We start from the raw sequence: 14,172 nt of genomic DNA on the forward strand, positions 1-14,172 counted from the left end.
TGACAACTCACTTACCGGCTATTCCTCAACAGAGTAAACTATTTTATTTCTACGCGTTGTGAGCGCATTACAATTTCATCGTTAAGCTCAATCCCAAGACCTGGTTCTTCAGATACTTCAAAAAAACCATTTTTAGGTTGTGGATCTTGTAAGCATAGCTCTCTATTCCACTTTTTAATCGCGTAAGTATGATGCTCGTGAATTAAAAAGTTAGGGATCGCTGTTTCTAAGTGCAATGATGCCGCCGTTGCAACCGGCCCTCCACATACGTGTGCCTGAATACGCACATCAAAAATATCAGCGTAATCACATACTTTTTTAGTTTCGGTAAAGCCACCACATAAGCCGATATCTGGCTGTAGTACATCAATACTTTGATCTTCTAAATAAGGACGTACACCCCAGCGGTTATACAAGCGCTCGCCGCCTGCAATAGGCACAGCCACTTTGTCAGCCACTTTTGCATGTAATGAATGGTTTAAGTAATTCACCGGCTCTTCAAAATACATACAATCAAATTCTTCTGCAATTTCACCAATTTGAATTGCCGATGTCGCCCCTGGTAAGCTATGACATTCAAAAATAATATCTACTTCGTCACCCACGGCCTCTCGAATAGCCTGCATACGTGCGCGGTATAGTTTCATTTCTGGACGAGAAATAATATTTGTGCGGTCGTAATAGGTGTTGCCGTCTTTATCGTATTGAATTGGATCGACCTTTACCGCATCGTAACCTTCCGCCACCGCTTTTAGTGCCGCTTCTGCATATTCTTGTGGCTGTACCAGCGCTTTAAATTCACTGTCCCAGTCAAACTGCAGCTGTGATGCATAAGTACGCAGCTTGTCGTTAACTTTACCGCCAAGCAACTGATAAACCGGTAAACCTAATGCTTTACCTTTTATATCCCAAAGTGCCGTATCAATCGCACTCATTGCTGCGTAAACCACCGGCCCACCGCCTAGACCCCAAAAACTTTCACGCAACATGCGCGACCATAGTTTTTCAGTTTGAAACGGGTCATGGCCAATTAAAAAGGCATCGGCCATTTCTTTGATCATCGCAGCAGCTGCACTGTGACCTAAATCGTATGCAAGACCTGCTTCACCCACACCGCTAATACCTTCATCGGTATGAATACGAACAAATACCGGCGTCCATGCAGGACGATCAGGGCAATGAATATCAAAGACTTCAACGCGATTTACTTTCATAAAAATTCCTTATTAACCTTCAGTGGGTTATTTTGCAAAACTAGGATCAAGACGATACGCTTTTCGTAACATGGCAGGCCATGCTAGCTGGCCCCCTGTACTGCCGCTGTGAACGACGTTCGCTTGGTTATAAATGTTATCAATAATAGCTTGAGGCACAGCCACCGCTTCTTGCGCACTTGATTGAATGGCTAACTGTATTTCACAGGCACGCTGAAGGTCATAAAAGCGCATAAACGCATCGCCTACCGTTGGGCCTACTGTTAAACCGCCGTGGTTGACCAATAGCATATGATTGGTGGTGCCTAAATCTGTTTGCAGGCGTTTACGCTCATCGTCATTCACCGCTAAACCTTCATAGCCATGGTAAGACAGAGACGGCAATGAAAACATCGAATACTGACTTAGCGGTAACAGCCCTTCTTTTTGTGTTGCAACCGCAATTGTTTCTTTTGTGTGCAGGTGTATAACGCAATGTGCATCCTCACGTACTTCGTGAATGGCACTGTGAATAGTGAACCCTGCAGGGTTAATATTAAAGGGTGTATCGTCAATAATGCGGCCATTTAAATCTACTTTGACTAAGTTAGATGCAGTGATCTCATCAAACGTTAAGCCAAAGGCATTCACTAAATAATGATCAGTGCCCGGTAGGCGAGCAGAAAGGTGCGTATAAATTAAATCCCCCCAACGAAAATGGTCAACTAATCGATAACATGCGGCTAAATCAACACGTAGTTGCCACTCTTGTTCTGATACTTTATTTTTTAAATTGAGCTGGGGTAAATCAAACATAACAAGCCTTTTAAAACACAGCATAGCGCTAGTGATTGTAGATGTTTAGAAGTCTAAATGAGTATTAGCATGATGGCAATCACCAAATAAAAAAGCCACACATAGGTGTGGCTCTTTTTAATTAGCGTTAACGGTTATTGTACTTTTGATAGGTAATCGGCAATCGCTTCAAATTCTTCATCAGTCACAGTCGCAACCATCGCTTTCATCGCCATAGACATACCGTTGTTACGAGCGCCTGACTTGATGTCTTTCATTTGCGCTACTAAATATTCTTTGTTTTGACCATTTAGTTTAGGGTACATCGCCATAATAGGTGCTTTACCTTCTGCACCATGACATGTTTGACAATTTTTAGCTGTGTAAAGTGCAGCGCCATCTGCAGCGGCTGCTGAAAATGAAAAACTTGCGGCTAAACCAATACCCGCGCCTAATAAAAGTGTTTTTATCTTGCTCATTGTATTTACTCTTCTTTTTACGGTTAAAAAAAACGGTTGTGATTATTGTAGTCAATAAATCTTTAAAAAGCATACGTCCTTGGTAAGGTTTGACGATCAATCAGAACAAATACGTGTATCCCTCATAAAACACATACTAGCTTGCTGTAACTGAGCAGATACTTAATAGGCTTACCAAATAAGATCGTCTGGCACTTCAAAATCAGCATACGGATCGTCTTCATCTTTGGCTTTATTTTCAGGCTCAACATGAAACACAATATACTTTTCATCCACCTCAGCCACTTTACGCGCAGGCTCATCTTCTAATACGTAAAACTGACCTTCTAACACACAAATAGCTAAACGCCCGCCCGAGAGCGCCTTTTGCGTTTGCTCATTCACATCAAGCCCTTTCACTTTATTTTCATAAGTGAAGTTAAAGGTACGCTCACCGCGAATTGACTCTTGATTATGATGCTCTAAAATTTGCTTAACACGGGCGACTTGCTCGCGCTGCTTTAATTCTTCTTGGCGCGCTTTATTGAGCTCTTCAGCTTTTTGCTGCTGCTCCAACTTAGTTTGCTGAATATGCTTTTGTAAATCGTTCGGGTTGCTCGTCGCTCCCTTCTTTTGCTTTTTCTGTTGCTTGCGCTTTTCTGATTTAGCAACTTTAGCTTTATGTGATGTTGTTAAACCAGCTTGGAGCAATTGCTCTTGTAGTGACCCCATGGCGTGTTCCCACTAAAAACGAATATTAATGCTATTTTAATCACCAACGAGCGTAAATAACAGCGCTATTGGTATTAATCTAACAAACTACTGAAAACAAAGCATGATTTAGCGCAATAAAGGTTAATTTATGAAAACCCTAGCAGTTTTGTATATAATGCAGCTCAACTAATAAGCAATGTATATGGCAGTTAATGCGCTTACCTCACCTACTCATCTGTTCAGTTTTCATTTTTTTTGTTTTATACGCACCACAGCCATTATTAAGTTTATTTGCTACTGAATTTAATGTTGCTCCTGCTGTTGCAGGCAGCTTAATGACGGCCACTATGTTGCCTTTAGCTATTGCCCCTCTGGTGTATGGACTGTTTTTAGCTAAGCGAAACCCTTTATTGATATTACGCTTCGCTATGTTGTTACTGGGTGTGGGTTGTATCTTATTTATTTATGCCCCGAGTTTTGAATTACTTCTACTGGTAAGGTTTTTACAAGGACTGACTTTACCTGCCGCATTGACTGCCATGACCAGCTTTATTGGTATGAGCTATCAAGCCGATACATTACAAAAAAATATGACGCTATATATAGGTAGTACGATTGTCGGTGGTTATTTTGGTCGTGTATTGGCTGCGCTCTTTAGCGATGTTTGGTCGTGGCAGAGTTTTTATTACCTAATAGCAGCCATGCTGATTATTCTAGCGTTAAGTATTCCCCATAAACGTTTTAATCTCGTTAAATCAACCGAGGTTTTATCACCATTAGATTATATAAAACAACTTAAAGAGGGCTCTGCACTTAAGCTCTATGGTGCCATTTTTTGTATGTTTTTTTGCTTTGCAGCATTATTAAACTACTTGCCTTTTATTTTAAAAAATACCTTTTTAATTAATAACACGCGCGACATTGGCTTTGTTTATAGTGGCTATTTGGTGGGTGCTTTGGCTTCTATTTTCACTCCTTGGCTATTAAAAAAAATGACTTCAGCCTGGCGATTGTTGGCCGCGGTATTCGTGTTTTATAACCTCAGTATTATGTTATTAATGAGTCATTCACTGTTGTTGTTTTTAATTGCATTCACACTCTTTTGCGGCGCTATGTTTGTGATTCATTCCACAGCGGCACCACTGGTTAATAAAATCAGTCACGCACCGCCAAGCGTTACCAACGGGTGCTATGTATCATTTTATTACAGCGGCGGCGCACTGGGCTCGTTATTACCAGGGGTGGTTTATCAAACTCATGGACAAACGGCGTTTATGGCAACATTACTCGCTGTATGTTTGTGTGGACTGGGGCTTATTTTGTGGGCTCAACGCGATGGCAAAAACATCACCCGCGGCTGATGCTCAGTAAAGTCAAAAAAACGCAGTAAATCAGGCTTAGTTAATAACCATGTTTGGGTATTTTCAAACGGGTGGCAATGAAATAAATCGCCAAACCAAATATCTTGATCAAGCCAAAGCGTTACATCACGCTGTTTGTCGTTCATTAAGCTGAGCATTGACACGCAACCCGGTGCAACCTTTAAGTACTTAGCCAAGCGCTCATTAGAGGCAAAGCCTAAGCGCGATAGCCCTTGCTGTTTGGCAAGTGACTTTAAATCCAACTGTTTATCATGCGCGGTGATCACTAAAAAATGACGCTTACCTTCGTTGTCTCGCAAAAATAGGTTTTTTAAACGTGTTCCTGGGCGATTTACCATCAGTTCATCGGCATCTAAACTGCCATGTAGCGCTGGATGTTCTATTAGGTCATATTCTATATTTAGTTGGGTTAACACTGCCGCTAGTTTTTGTTTATCCGCTAACATATTACAAACAACGCCCTCTTAATTGCACACTTAAATCACGCCATAGTACTTCGTTTATTTCATGCTTATCTGCACAATAGTTACGCTGTGCTAGTTCTTTATTAAGAAACTCTACCGCTTGATCTTCTAATTGTAATTTTAAAACACTCGACTCTTCAAAATGCTCTTGCTCAGCAAAACGCTGAACATCACTGCGGGTTAGTTTTTTATTAATATTAATTTGCTCACGACTTTTAGCCTTTACAGAAACCACATAAGCAAAAAGCTTGTTACCTTGCTCATCAAGGGTGTCATAAAATTGTTTATTATTAATTTCGTAGGGCGGTTCATCTACTGAACTGGCACAACCAAAAAGGAAAATCATGAAAACTAACGCGTATTTTTTCATTATGTATTGTCGTTTTAGTAAATATTTAGCTCGAGTTTAACAAAAATTAGTTAAAACGGAAAAATTTGTGAAAAAATACTTGACCAAAAACGTAAAAATATTTAAAGTTCACCCCGCTTGAGACTCAGCACTTAAGCATTTACATTGTATGTAAATTAGGAATGTGGGGCTATAGCTCAGCTGGGAGAGCGCCTGCCTTGCACGCAGGAGGTCAGCAGTTCGATCCTGCTTAGCTCCACCACTTTCCTACTCTCTCCCCTAAGTAATATCCTTATTTTTATATTCTAAATAAATTTCTCTGTTGATAATTTTTGCCCTGTTTTAATCTTTATGTTTGCTTAGTTGTTTGATTTTGCTAAATCGAGATCAAAAATGCCGAGCAAAAGCCCGGCATTTTTATCGTTTATTAGGTTGGGTAAGTTATTCGCGAACTTGACCAACACCATTAACTAAATATTTCTCAGTTGTTAGTGACTCAAGCCCCATTGGACCATAAGCATGCAACTTAGTCGTTGCAATACCAATCTCGGCGCCTAAACCTAGTTGTGAGCCATCAGAGAAACGTGATGACGCATTAACCATAACAACCGATGCATCCACACTACGTTGGAATAACTCTGCCGCAGCATCGTTTTTAGTACAGATAACTTCGGTATGATTTGAGCCAAATTGAGCAATGTGCTCAACGGCTGCATCAAAGCTTGGCACTATACGAATAGCAATTTCTAAATCTAAATATTCTTCACCAAATTCGTTATCTGCAAGCACAGTGGCATTATCAAAATACTCAGCCGCTTTGGCATCGGCATTTATTTTTACGCCTTCTTGGCGAAGCACTACCGCGCACAGGTTTAAAAACTCATCAGCAACATCTTGGTGTACTACTAACCCTTCTAAGGCATTACATACGCCAGTACGTTGAGTTTTACCGTTAAGTAGTAGATTAAGTGCCACTTCTAAGTCTGCATCTTTATCTACGTATAAATGACACACGCCTTTAAAGTGCTGAATAACAGGAATTGTACTGTTTTCTGTTACATAGTTAATAAGCCCTTCACCGCCCCGTGGGATAATTAAATCAATACTGTCGCGTTGCTGCATTAATTCCATTAGTAAAGCACGGTCAGGATCTGGAATAACTGAAATTAGCGCCGTTGGCAAACCATGTTTAGTAAGCACGCTGTGCATTACACTAGCAATGGCTTGTGAGCTTTTAAGCGCTTCTTTACCACCGCGCAAAATAACACCATTACCCGACTTAAAGCACAATGCACCCGCGTCAGCCGTTACATTAGGTCGTGCTTCGTAAATCATACATACCACGCCCAGTGGTACACGCATTTTTCGAATTTTAATGCCATTTGGACGTTCAGTGATATCACGTAACTGGCCAACCGGATCATCAAGTGAAACAATCACTTCGATACCTTCAGCCATCGCTTCAATGCGCTCATCATTCAATGTTAAACGGTCTATCATTGACGCTGCTAAATTATTGTCACGCGCAGCGCTTAGGTCACTTTCGTTTTCTTTGATTATAAATTCTTTTTGATCTCTTAATGCCGCTGCCATATCGGTTAACACGTTGTTTTTAGTCTCGGTATCGAGTAAAGCAAGTGTATGTGCAGCTTTTGCTGCTTGGCGTGATATATCCGTAATTAAACTCATGACTTCTCCAATAATGCGATATCTTTTTCTGAAATAATTGGTCCAATTGAATCCTGCATTTTTTCGCTGAATTCACTCTGCTCGTTGTCTGCAATAAAGTTTAACAAGCAGCTACTGTAATTTGCTGTGGCTTTAGCTAAACGCGTACCATCTTCACTGCGAACTAAGATAGTATCGCCCACAGCAAACTCGCCATGTACTTCCTTGATCTCATCGCCTCGTAAACAGCCGTCTTCGCCTTCTAGTGAATCATCAAATGACCCATCGACAACCACTTCACCTTGTTCATTTGCGGTATGTGTCATCCAGTGAATAGAGTCTTGCATTGGTTTTTCATAAGGCAAGAACACACTACCTGGATTTTCGCCCGCTAATAAACGAGTAAAGGTTTCTTCTTTAAAGCCGTTAATAATATACGTTGCAATACCATGTGATGTGGCTTTTTCTGCCGCTTCAATCTTGGTTTTCATACCACCGGTGCCTACTGCACTGGTAGCACATCCTGCCATAGCATAAATAGAATCATCAATTGATTTTATTTCAGGCAATAATACGGCATCGTCATGCAAATTTGGGTTTTTGTCGTACAGCCCATCTACATCTGAAAAAATCATTAATGCGTCAGCGTCAGCGGCAGCTGCCACCATAGCTGATAAGTTATCGTTATCACCCACTTTTAAATCATCTGTTGTCACCGCATCATTTTCATTAATGATAGGTAGCACGCCGTGTTCTAACAAGGTAAATACAGTTTCACGAATACTTTGATAGCGCTCTCGGTCACGAAGGTCACCATGAGTTAATAGTAGCTGCGCCGAAGGAAAATCAAAGAAACGATCCCACATGGCCATCATTTCTGTTTGCCCTGCTGCTGCCATGGCTTTTTTCATAACAACTGAGCGCGGCTTCTCTGATGGAAATAAATGCGAGCCTGCCGCTACAGAGCCTGATGACACTAAAATAACCTCTATACCACGTGCGCGACAGTGAACGATAAACTGTGCGATGGTTAACAAGTAGCGTGAACGACAGCCATCTTGATCGGGTGCAATTAAGGCACTGCCCACTTTAAGTACGATACGTCGCCAATTTAACTTTTGCATAAATGCTCAACTTTCCATTTTATTTGTATTCATCACACTGATGAATGAAACCAGGTCGCTATGTTTAAAACATAACGTCGAATTTGTTTATCATTGCCCACACTTTTTTTACACACGCGTACACCGTCTCTAAAACCATTGTTTTAAATTGAGATGCAAAAAATAAATAGTATTAACCCAATAAAATTGGATTGTACTAACTAAAAAAATATAAAGTGTTGTTTATGTATCGCTGTAAAAAGCTGTGTGCGGCTTTTTTATTAACAACATACATAGAGCCTCTTAAGTCTGGTACACCAACAGATAGGGTGATGACTTAAGGACCGAGATTTAACCGCCACGATGGGGATTAAATATTGAAAGGTAATAATTCAACTCAAACTTTAATTTATATGCGTTAAGCAAATAAACACCTTGAGCAAAACTATACCAAAGAGTTCGGTAAATGATATTTTATGTTCGAACATTATAAAACATCGCTGGAACAATCACTAAGAGAGTTAAGGTGTTTATATCTAACACGTTTACTTACTTAAACAACAAACTTTATTAGATAACTAATTATTCGAACACGAAGTATAATACGTTAAAATAGCCGCTTAGATCAAGGCTAAAATTAAAGCTAAATAGGTCATAACAGACAAGGCATGCACATTTTGCAATAGATATCATAAAGTTAGACTACTATAAATAGTAATTATAGAGACTATAACTTTGATAACACTCTCACAAAAGACGTTAACACTAAATAAATAAACATTATTTATTAGCTAAATTTAATTTACACGTGTATACCCACTGTATTACTGGTTGGTAACCGTTATACTTTTAAACATTATTAAAATTAAGGAGTTTTTACTCTATGTCAGCAATTTATATAGCCGGTATTGCACTGTGTTCAGTGTTAGCCCAATGGGTCGCTTGGGCGTTTAGAGTACCCGCTATTCTGTTTTTATTGCTTACAGGGCTTTTATTAGGGCCATTTAGTGGCGTATTAGACCCTGATGCATTATTAGGTGATTTACTTTTTCCTGTGGTCTCTTTGAGTGTCGCTGTGATTTTATTTGAAGGGTCCTTAACTTTACATTTTCGAGAACTTAAAGGGATCAGTAAAGTCGTCAGAAACCTCTGCTCTATTGGTATGCTTACAACTTGTATTGTTATTAGTTTTAGCGCCTATTGGTTACTCGAGTTAAATTGGCGAGTTGCTGCAGTACTTGGCGCAGTGCTTGTTGTTACGGGGCCAACCGTTATTGCTCCATTACTTAACTCGATGCGACCTACCCAGGATATCGATCGTATTTTACGCTGGGAAGGCATAGTAATAGACCCCATTGGCGCTTTATTTGCAGTACTAGTGTTTGAAGCCGTAATGCTGGTTGGTCAGGGTGAAGTACTTAGCCATACTATCGTTGCACTGGTTAAAACCGTTGGCGTTGGTTTAAGCATTGGTGTGGTTTCGGGTTGGATCACGACGCAACTAATGCGCCGAGAATGGCTGCCATTTGAGCTACATAAGTTTGGTATTTTAGCGTTAGTGTTAATTAGCTTTTCTATTTCAAACCACATAAGCCATGAGTCAGGCTTACTGGCTGTGACGGTGTTTGGCATTTGGTTAGCTAATCAAGATGACTTGGAAATAGATTCGGTACTCGAGTTTAAAGAAGATTTGTCGATGATTTTAATCTCGACTTTATTTATTTTATTGGCCGCAAGACTACAACTCTCTGATTTAATGATGCTCGACAGCGACGTATTTATATTTTTAGCTATTGTGCTATTTATTGCGCGCCCATTGTGTATTGCTATTTCAACCTTTGGTACAGACTTACCGATGAAATCACGCCTAGTACTTGCTTGGATTGCACCTCGCGGTATTGTTGCAGCAGCCGTTGGTTCAGTATTTGCGCTGAGTATGATGGAAGCGGGAGTGGCCGATGCCGAAAAAATGGTGCCACTCATATTTACTGTTATTATTGTTACTGTGGTACTGCAAAGCTTAACGGCTATCCCTGTTGCGAAACTACTTGGAGTGCGTCAACCATCCCCTAATACTATTTTAATCATTGGTGCAAACCATGTATCGCGTGCAATTGCACGTGGCTTAAAAGAGCAAAATATTCCTGTTCATCTATCAGATCCTGCTTGGGAGAACTGTAGAATGGCGCGCATGGATGGCCTTCCTTGTTATTACGGTAACCCGCAATCGGAGCATGCTGAACGTTATTTACCTTTAACCACGATTCGCAGTGTTTTAGCGCTTTCACCTAATCGCCACCACAACGCATTAGGGGTGCAGTACTTCTCTCATTTATTAAATGAAAAAAATGTATTTTCACTACGTTCCTCTTCATCACATGCTAAAGCAAATAAAGACAGTGCGACGTTTTTATCACGACAAATTCTGTTTGGTGAAAACGGCGCATATGCACGCTTAAGCAGTGTTATTGCCAAAGGCGGTAAAGTGAGTGCAACACGTATATCTGAAGAGTTTAGCTGGCAGCAGTATTTAGAAATGAATCCTGAAGCGATCCCACTGTTTATTCTCAAAGGGGATAAAGACAGTGATGAAGACGCACCAGTGAAAATGAGGCCTTTTACCAGTGATATGGAAAAGCCACCACAAGAGGGTGAACGAGTAGTTGCATTGCAACCGCCTAAAATATCGCTATTAAAAGATCCGGCCAATAACAAAGCCAAAGACAATAAAAAAGATGAGTAATAACTAAAAAGCGAGAGTGCTAAAAAAAGCACTCTCACTTTTTTATTTACAAACCTAAACTCTGATTAAGAGATTTACTAACATATTAAATCATAGTCATAATTAGGTTTATTTTCTCTAGCTAGAGTTTAGGTTACATAGGTAAGCGCGCGCGGGTAACGACACTAGCTGGCATTTTTTCAGCAAGTTTAGTTAATGCTCGCTCTATTTTTTTATGTGTCGCTTTATCGGCTACCGTGGTGTTAAACAGCCAACGATAAGCATCTTCAAAGTCTCTTGGACTACCATAGCCTTGATTAAACAAGCCCACTAATCGTAATTGCGCTTTTAAGTTACCTTGCGCTGAGGCCTCACGGAGGTAGGTTATTGCCATGGCTTTGTCTTTTTGGACTAACTGCCCAACATCGTAATAGCGACCTAGCTGCTCTAATGCTGCCGCTAAGCCCTGCTCAGCCGCTTTTTTCATGTAATACACACCTAAAGCTACATCACGCTCAACACACACCTTGTAGGCGAGCATATCACCGTATAAAAATTGATACGACGGCAATGCCATTTTATTGGCTCGCGCTTCTATATCTTGCACTAACTGGCAATTATCTGCCTTCACGCGGGCTAGATGAGTGTTCTCATTAATTAAAGCTATTAACTCAGATTCAGTATACAGCGGCACAGCTGCAGGGCTTTCTTCAGCTAAGCTATTGCTTATATTAAATAAAGAAAGTGTAAGTAGTGATAATGACCACACTGAGCAACGAGAAGATAAACGCATATTAACCACTTTAAAAATAAACTTACCAAATAATATACAAAGATCGTTCCACTATTAATAGGTATGCTTTTTTATAGACATAAAAAAAGCTGCACATGGCAGCTTCTTTTCAACATAAACCCAATTATGCAAATGGGCTACGAAGTATCATGGTTTCAACACGATCTGGACCTGTAGAGATAATATCAACAGGGACGCCCGTGATTTCTTCAATACGTTTAATGTAATCAATTGCTGCTTTAGGTAAACCTTCAATCGATGTTACACCCACGGTATTTTCAGACCAACCAGGCATTTCTTCGTATACTGGTGTTACTTTATCGTAACCTTCAGCCGCTAATGGCGTAACGTTAGTCACAGTACCATCTTCAAGCTTATAACCAGTACAGATTTTAAGTGTTTCTAAACCGTCTAAAACGTCAAGTTTAGTTAAACAAAATCCTGAAATGCTGTTAATTTGAACTGCACGGCGCATAGCCACTGCATCTAACCAGCCAGTACGACGTAAACGACCAGTAGTAGCACCAAACTCATGACCTTTGTCACCTAAATGCTTACCTACTGGGTCTTGTTTTTCAAGGCCATCGTAAAGCTCTGTAGGAAAAGGACCTGAACCTACACGTGTTGTGTACGCTTTAATGATACCTAGTACATAATCAAGGTGTAATGGGCCAAAACCCGCACCTGTAGCAACGCCACCAGCAGTAGTGTTTGAAGATGTAACATAAGGGTAAGTACCGTGATCGATATCAAGTAATGTACCTTGTGCACCTTCAAATAAGATGTTGTCACCGGCGTTACGCGTTTGATCTAAAAGCTCAGTTACATCAACTACCATTGCTTTTAAGATGTCAGCAACAGCCATTGCGTCATCAAACGTTTTTTGAAAATCTACTGCATCTACTTTGTAGTAGTTCACTAATGTGAAGTTGTGGTATTCCAATACTTCTTTTAACTTAGTAGCAAATAATTCAGGATTGAATAAATCGCCAACACGTAAACCACGACGTGCTACTTTATCTTCATACGCTGGACCGATACCACGACCCGTTGTACCGATTGGTTTATCGCCACGCGCTGTTTCGCGAGCTACATCTAATGCAACATGGAAAGGCAATATTAGCGGACATGCTTCACTGATTAAAAGACGTTCGCGTACTGGTACGCCACGCTCTTCAAGCATGCCAATTTCTTTCATTAGCGCTTCTGGTGATAAAACAACACCATTACCAATCACACATTTAACATTGTCACGTAATACACCCGATGGAATAAGGTGTAGAACTGTCTTTTCACCGTCGATCACTAAGGTATGGCCAGCGTTATGACCACCTTGATAACGAACTACTAAAGATGCTTTATCTGTAAGGAGGTCAACTACCTTACCCTTACCTTCGTCACCCCATTGGGTGCCTAGTACAACAACGTTTTTACCCATTGCAAATTCACTTAGAGAAAATTAGGACGAGATTTTACCAGAAAACTAAAGCAAAGTTCACCCCGTTTAGCTTATTTTTTCCTCGTGCCCTTAGTAAACATCAGTGTTTAGCTAATAATCACATAAATAACAGTGATTTATAAGATTAAAATTCAGATAACAAAAAGCCCTGCAATTGCAGGGCTTTTTAAATTTAACTAAAGCTGTGATTACTGAGCTTTCGCGCCTTTCATGTATTGGAAGAAGTCGCTATCCGGTGATAACACCATCACGTCTTGCTTTCCTTTGAAAGTTTGCTTGTAAGCTTCTAAAGAGCGAACAAAGCTAAAGAACTCAGGGTCTTTATTATAAGCACTAGCGTAAATCGCAGCAGCATCAGCATCGCCTTGACCACGAACAGAACGCGCATTACGTTCTGCATCAGCAAGCATTACTGTTACTCGGCGGTCAACACCTGCACGAATCGTCTCTGCTTTTTCCTGACCTTCAGAACGGTGCTCTTTAGCAACGGCAGTACGCTCAGCACGCATACGTTGGTAAATAGAGCTACTCACCTCTTGAGGTAAGTTAATTTGCTTAACACGTACATCAAGTACTTCAATACCCAGCTCACTAGCACTTTCAGAGGCTTGTACTAACGCTTCTTCCATCAGCTCGCTACGTTCACCCGATACAATTTCACGAATAGTACGAGTACCAAAGTTAGTACGTAGGCCATTATTTACTTTTTGCTTAAGCAGTGTTTCAGCGTATTGCTTATCACCACGTGCACGCAGGTAAAAAGAGCTAAAGTCGTTAACACGCCATTTTACAAACGAATCAACAATTAAGTCTTTTTTCTCGCTAGTTACAAAGCGATCCGGTGTGCCATCTAGCGTTTGAATACGCGCATCAATGCGGCGCACTTGGCTAAAAAATGGCACTTTTAGATGTAGACCTGGACCATAAACTACCGCTTGATCATCGCTGTCTTTTTGTACTTTACTAAATAAAAGTACAATCGCCTTTTGGCCTTCAGAAACCACAAATACTGACGAGAAACACATTACAATGGCAGCTAATAGGATTACTAAACTAAAGTTTTTCATTATGC

The 14,172-nt window shown here is 40.4% G+C and carries 13 protein-coding genes and 1 tRNA gene; 3 read left to right on the forward strand and 11 right to left on the reverse strand.

All coding sequences use genetic code 11. The annotated features are described in order from the left end of the window. Positions 1–38: 38 nt before the first annotated feature. The 4 genes from AAGD16_RS13745 to AAGD16_RS13760 form a co-directional block, all read right to left on the reverse strand. Entirely contained in the window at positions 39–1,214 is a 1,176-nt protein-coding gene (locus AAGD16_RS13745; protein ID WP_010391702.1) for a mandelate racemase/muconate lactonizing enzyme family protein, read from the reverse strand. A 27-nt stretch (positions 1,215–1,241) separates the two neighbouring features. Then, entirely contained in the window at positions 1,242–2,009 is a 768-nt protein-coding gene (locus AAGD16_RS13750) for a class II aldolase/adducin family protein (protein ID WP_013466014.1), read from the reverse strand. A 134-nt stretch (positions 2,010–2,143) separates the two neighbouring features. Continuing rightward, positions 2,144–2,467, reverse strand: a complete 324-nt coding sequence (locus AAGD16_RS13755) for a c-type cytochrome (RefSeq protein ID WP_010391700.1) — start codon at positions 2,465–2,467, stop codon at positions 2,144–2,146. A 171-nt stretch (positions 2,468–2,638) separates the two neighbouring features. Continuing rightward, positions 2,639–3,178, reverse strand: a complete 540-nt coding sequence (locus AAGD16_RS13760; protein WP_010391699.1) for a DUF2058 domain-containing protein — start codon at positions 3,176–3,178, stop codon at positions 2,639–2,641. A 194-nt stretch (positions 3,179–3,372) separates the two neighbouring features. Between AAGD16_RS13760 and AAGD16_RS13765 the strand changes: the two genes are divergently transcribed. Beyond that, positions 3,373–4,521 carry an MFS transporter gene (locus AAGD16_RS13765; protein ID WP_013466015.1) on the forward strand — a complete coding sequence of 383 codons (1,149 nt, stop codon included), beginning with the start codon at positions 3,373–3,375 and terminating at the stop codon, positions 4,519–4,521. Here the strand turns inward: AAGD16_RS13765 and AAGD16_RS13770 are convergent. Continuing rightward, complete coding sequence (locus AAGD16_RS13770; RefSeq protein ID WP_377112469.1) at positions 4,488–4,988, reverse strand: prolyl-tRNA synthetase associated domain-containing protein; 501 nt, start codon at positions 4,986–4,988, stop codon at positions 4,488–4,490. The genes AAGD16_RS13765 and AAGD16_RS13770 overlap by 34 nt on opposite strands. A 1-nt stretch (position 4,989) precedes the next feature. Beyond that, positions 4,990–5,376: a hypothetical protein gene (locus AAGD16_RS13775; RefSeq protein ID WP_013466017.1), complete on the reverse strand. Its 387-nt coding sequence runs from the start codon at positions 5,374–5,376 to the stop codon at positions 4,990–4,992. A gap of 165 nt (positions 5,377–5,541) precedes the next feature. Here AAGD16_RS13775 and AAGD16_RS13780 point away from each other — a divergent pair. Continuing rightward, positions 5,542–5,617 (forward strand) — tRNA-Ala (locus AAGD16_RS13780). Between the two features lie 179 nt (positions 5,618–5,796). Here the strand turns inward: AAGD16_RS13780 and AAGD16_RS13785 are convergent. Further along, positions 5,797–7,044 carry a glutamate-5-semialdehyde dehydrogenase gene (locus AAGD16_RS13785; RefSeq protein ID WP_024601938.1) on the reverse strand — a complete coding sequence of 416 codons (1,248 nt, stop codon included), beginning with the start codon at positions 7,042–7,044 and terminating at the stop codon, positions 5,797–5,799. Then, positions 7,041–8,147, reverse strand: a complete 1,107-nt coding sequence (gene proB, locus AAGD16_RS13790) for a glutamate 5-kinase (protein ID WP_013466019.1) — start codon at positions 8,145–8,147, stop codon at positions 7,041–7,043. Before proB ends, AAGD16_RS13785 begins: the two co-directional genes overlap by 4 nt. Before the next feature lie 862 nt (positions 8,148–9,009). Here proB and AAGD16_RS13795 point away from each other — a divergent pair. Beyond that, positions 9,010–10,869 carry a sodium:proton antiporter gene (locus AAGD16_RS13795; protein WP_013466020.1) on the forward strand — a complete coding sequence of 620 codons (1,860 nt, stop codon included), beginning with the start codon at positions 9,010–9,012 and terminating at the stop codon, positions 10,867–10,869. A 133-nt stretch (positions 10,870–11,002) separates the two neighbouring features. Here AAGD16_RS13795 and AAGD16_RS13800 read toward each other — a convergent pair whose 3' ends face one another. The 3 genes from AAGD16_RS13800 to hflC all read right to left on the reverse strand — a co-directional run bounded on the left by AAGD16_RS13800 (position 11,003) and on the right by hflC (position 14,167). Further along, positions 11,003–11,641 (reverse strand): tetratricopeptide repeat protein, encoded by a 639-nt coding sequence (locus AAGD16_RS13800; RefSeq protein ID WP_013466021.1) that lies wholly within the window; start codon positions 11,639–11,641, stop codon positions 11,003–11,005. 124 nt (positions 11,642–11,765) lie between these two features. Next, complete coding sequence (locus AAGD16_RS13805; protein WP_013466022.1) at positions 11,766–13,079, reverse strand: adenylosuccinate synthase; 1,314 nt, start codon at positions 13,077–13,079, stop codon at positions 11,766–11,768. Positions 13,080–13,288: 209 nt separating this feature from the next. Then, a complete protein-coding gene (gene hflC, locus AAGD16_RS13810) occupies positions 13,289–14,167 on the reverse strand; it encodes a protease modulator HflC (protein ID WP_013466023.1) in 879 nt (292 codons plus the stop codon). Positions 14,168–14,172: the final 5 nt, after the last annotated feature.

The organism is Pseudoalteromonas sp. M58 (assembly GCF_042604605.1).
Taxonomy (GTDB): domain Bacteria; phylum Pseudomonadota; class Gammaproteobacteria; order Enterobacterales; family Alteromonadaceae; genus Pseudoalteromonas; species Pseudoalteromonas tetraodonis.

Excerpts from the sequence above, each read along its gene's own strand:
- AAGD16_RS13785 (WP_024601938.1), bottom strand. The coding sequence starts at position 7,044 with ATGAGTTTAATTACGGATATATCACGCCAAGCAGCAAAAGCTGCACAT.
- AAGD16_RS13765 (WP_013466015.1), top strand. The coding sequence starts at position 3,373 with ATGCGCTTACCTCACCTACTCATCTGTTCAGTTTTCATTTTTTTTGTT.
- AAGD16_RS13805 (WP_013466022.1), bottom strand. The coding sequence starts at position 13,079 with ATGGGTAAAAACGTTGTTGTACTAGGCACCCAATGGGGTGACGAAGGT.
- proB (WP_013466019.1), bottom strand. The coding sequence starts at position 8,147 with ATGCAAAAGTTAAATTGGCGACGTATCGTACTTAAAGTGGGCAGTGCC.
- hflC (WP_013466023.1), bottom strand. The coding sequence starts at position 14,167 with ATGAAAAACTTTAGTTTAGTAATCCTATTAGCTGCCATTGTAATGTGT.
- AAGD16_RS13800 (WP_013466021.1), bottom strand. The coding sequence starts at position 11,641 with ATGCGTTTATCTTCTCGTTGCTCAGTGTGGTCATTATCACTACTTACA.
- AAGD16_RS13795 (WP_013466020.1), top strand. The coding sequence starts at position 9,010 with ATGTCAGCAATTTATATAGCCGGTATTGCACTGTGTTCAGTGTTAGCC.
- AAGD16_RS13775 (WP_013466017.1), bottom strand. The coding sequence starts at position 5,376 with ATGAAAAAATACGCGTTAGTTTTCATGATTTTCCTTTTTGGTTGTGCC.
- AAGD16_RS13755 (WP_010391700.1), bottom strand. The coding sequence starts at position 2,467 with ATGAGCAAGATAAAAACACTTTTATTAGGCGCGGGTATTGGTTTAGCC.
- AAGD16_RS13760 (WP_010391699.1), bottom strand. The coding sequence starts at position 3,178 with ATGGGGTCACTACAAGAGCAATTGCTCCAAGCTGGTTTAACAACATCA.
- AAGD16_RS13745 (WP_010391702.1), bottom strand. The coding sequence starts at position 1,214 with ATGAAAGTAAATCGCGTTGAAGTCTTTGATATTCATTGCCCTGATCGT.
- AAGD16_RS13750 (WP_013466014.1), bottom strand. The coding sequence starts at position 2,009 with ATGTTTGATTTACCCCAGCTCAATTTAAAAAATAAAGTATCAGAACAA.
- AAGD16_RS13770 (WP_377112469.1), bottom strand. The coding sequence starts at position 4,988 with ATGTTAGCGGATAAACAAAAACTAGCGGCAGTGTTAACCCAACTAAAT.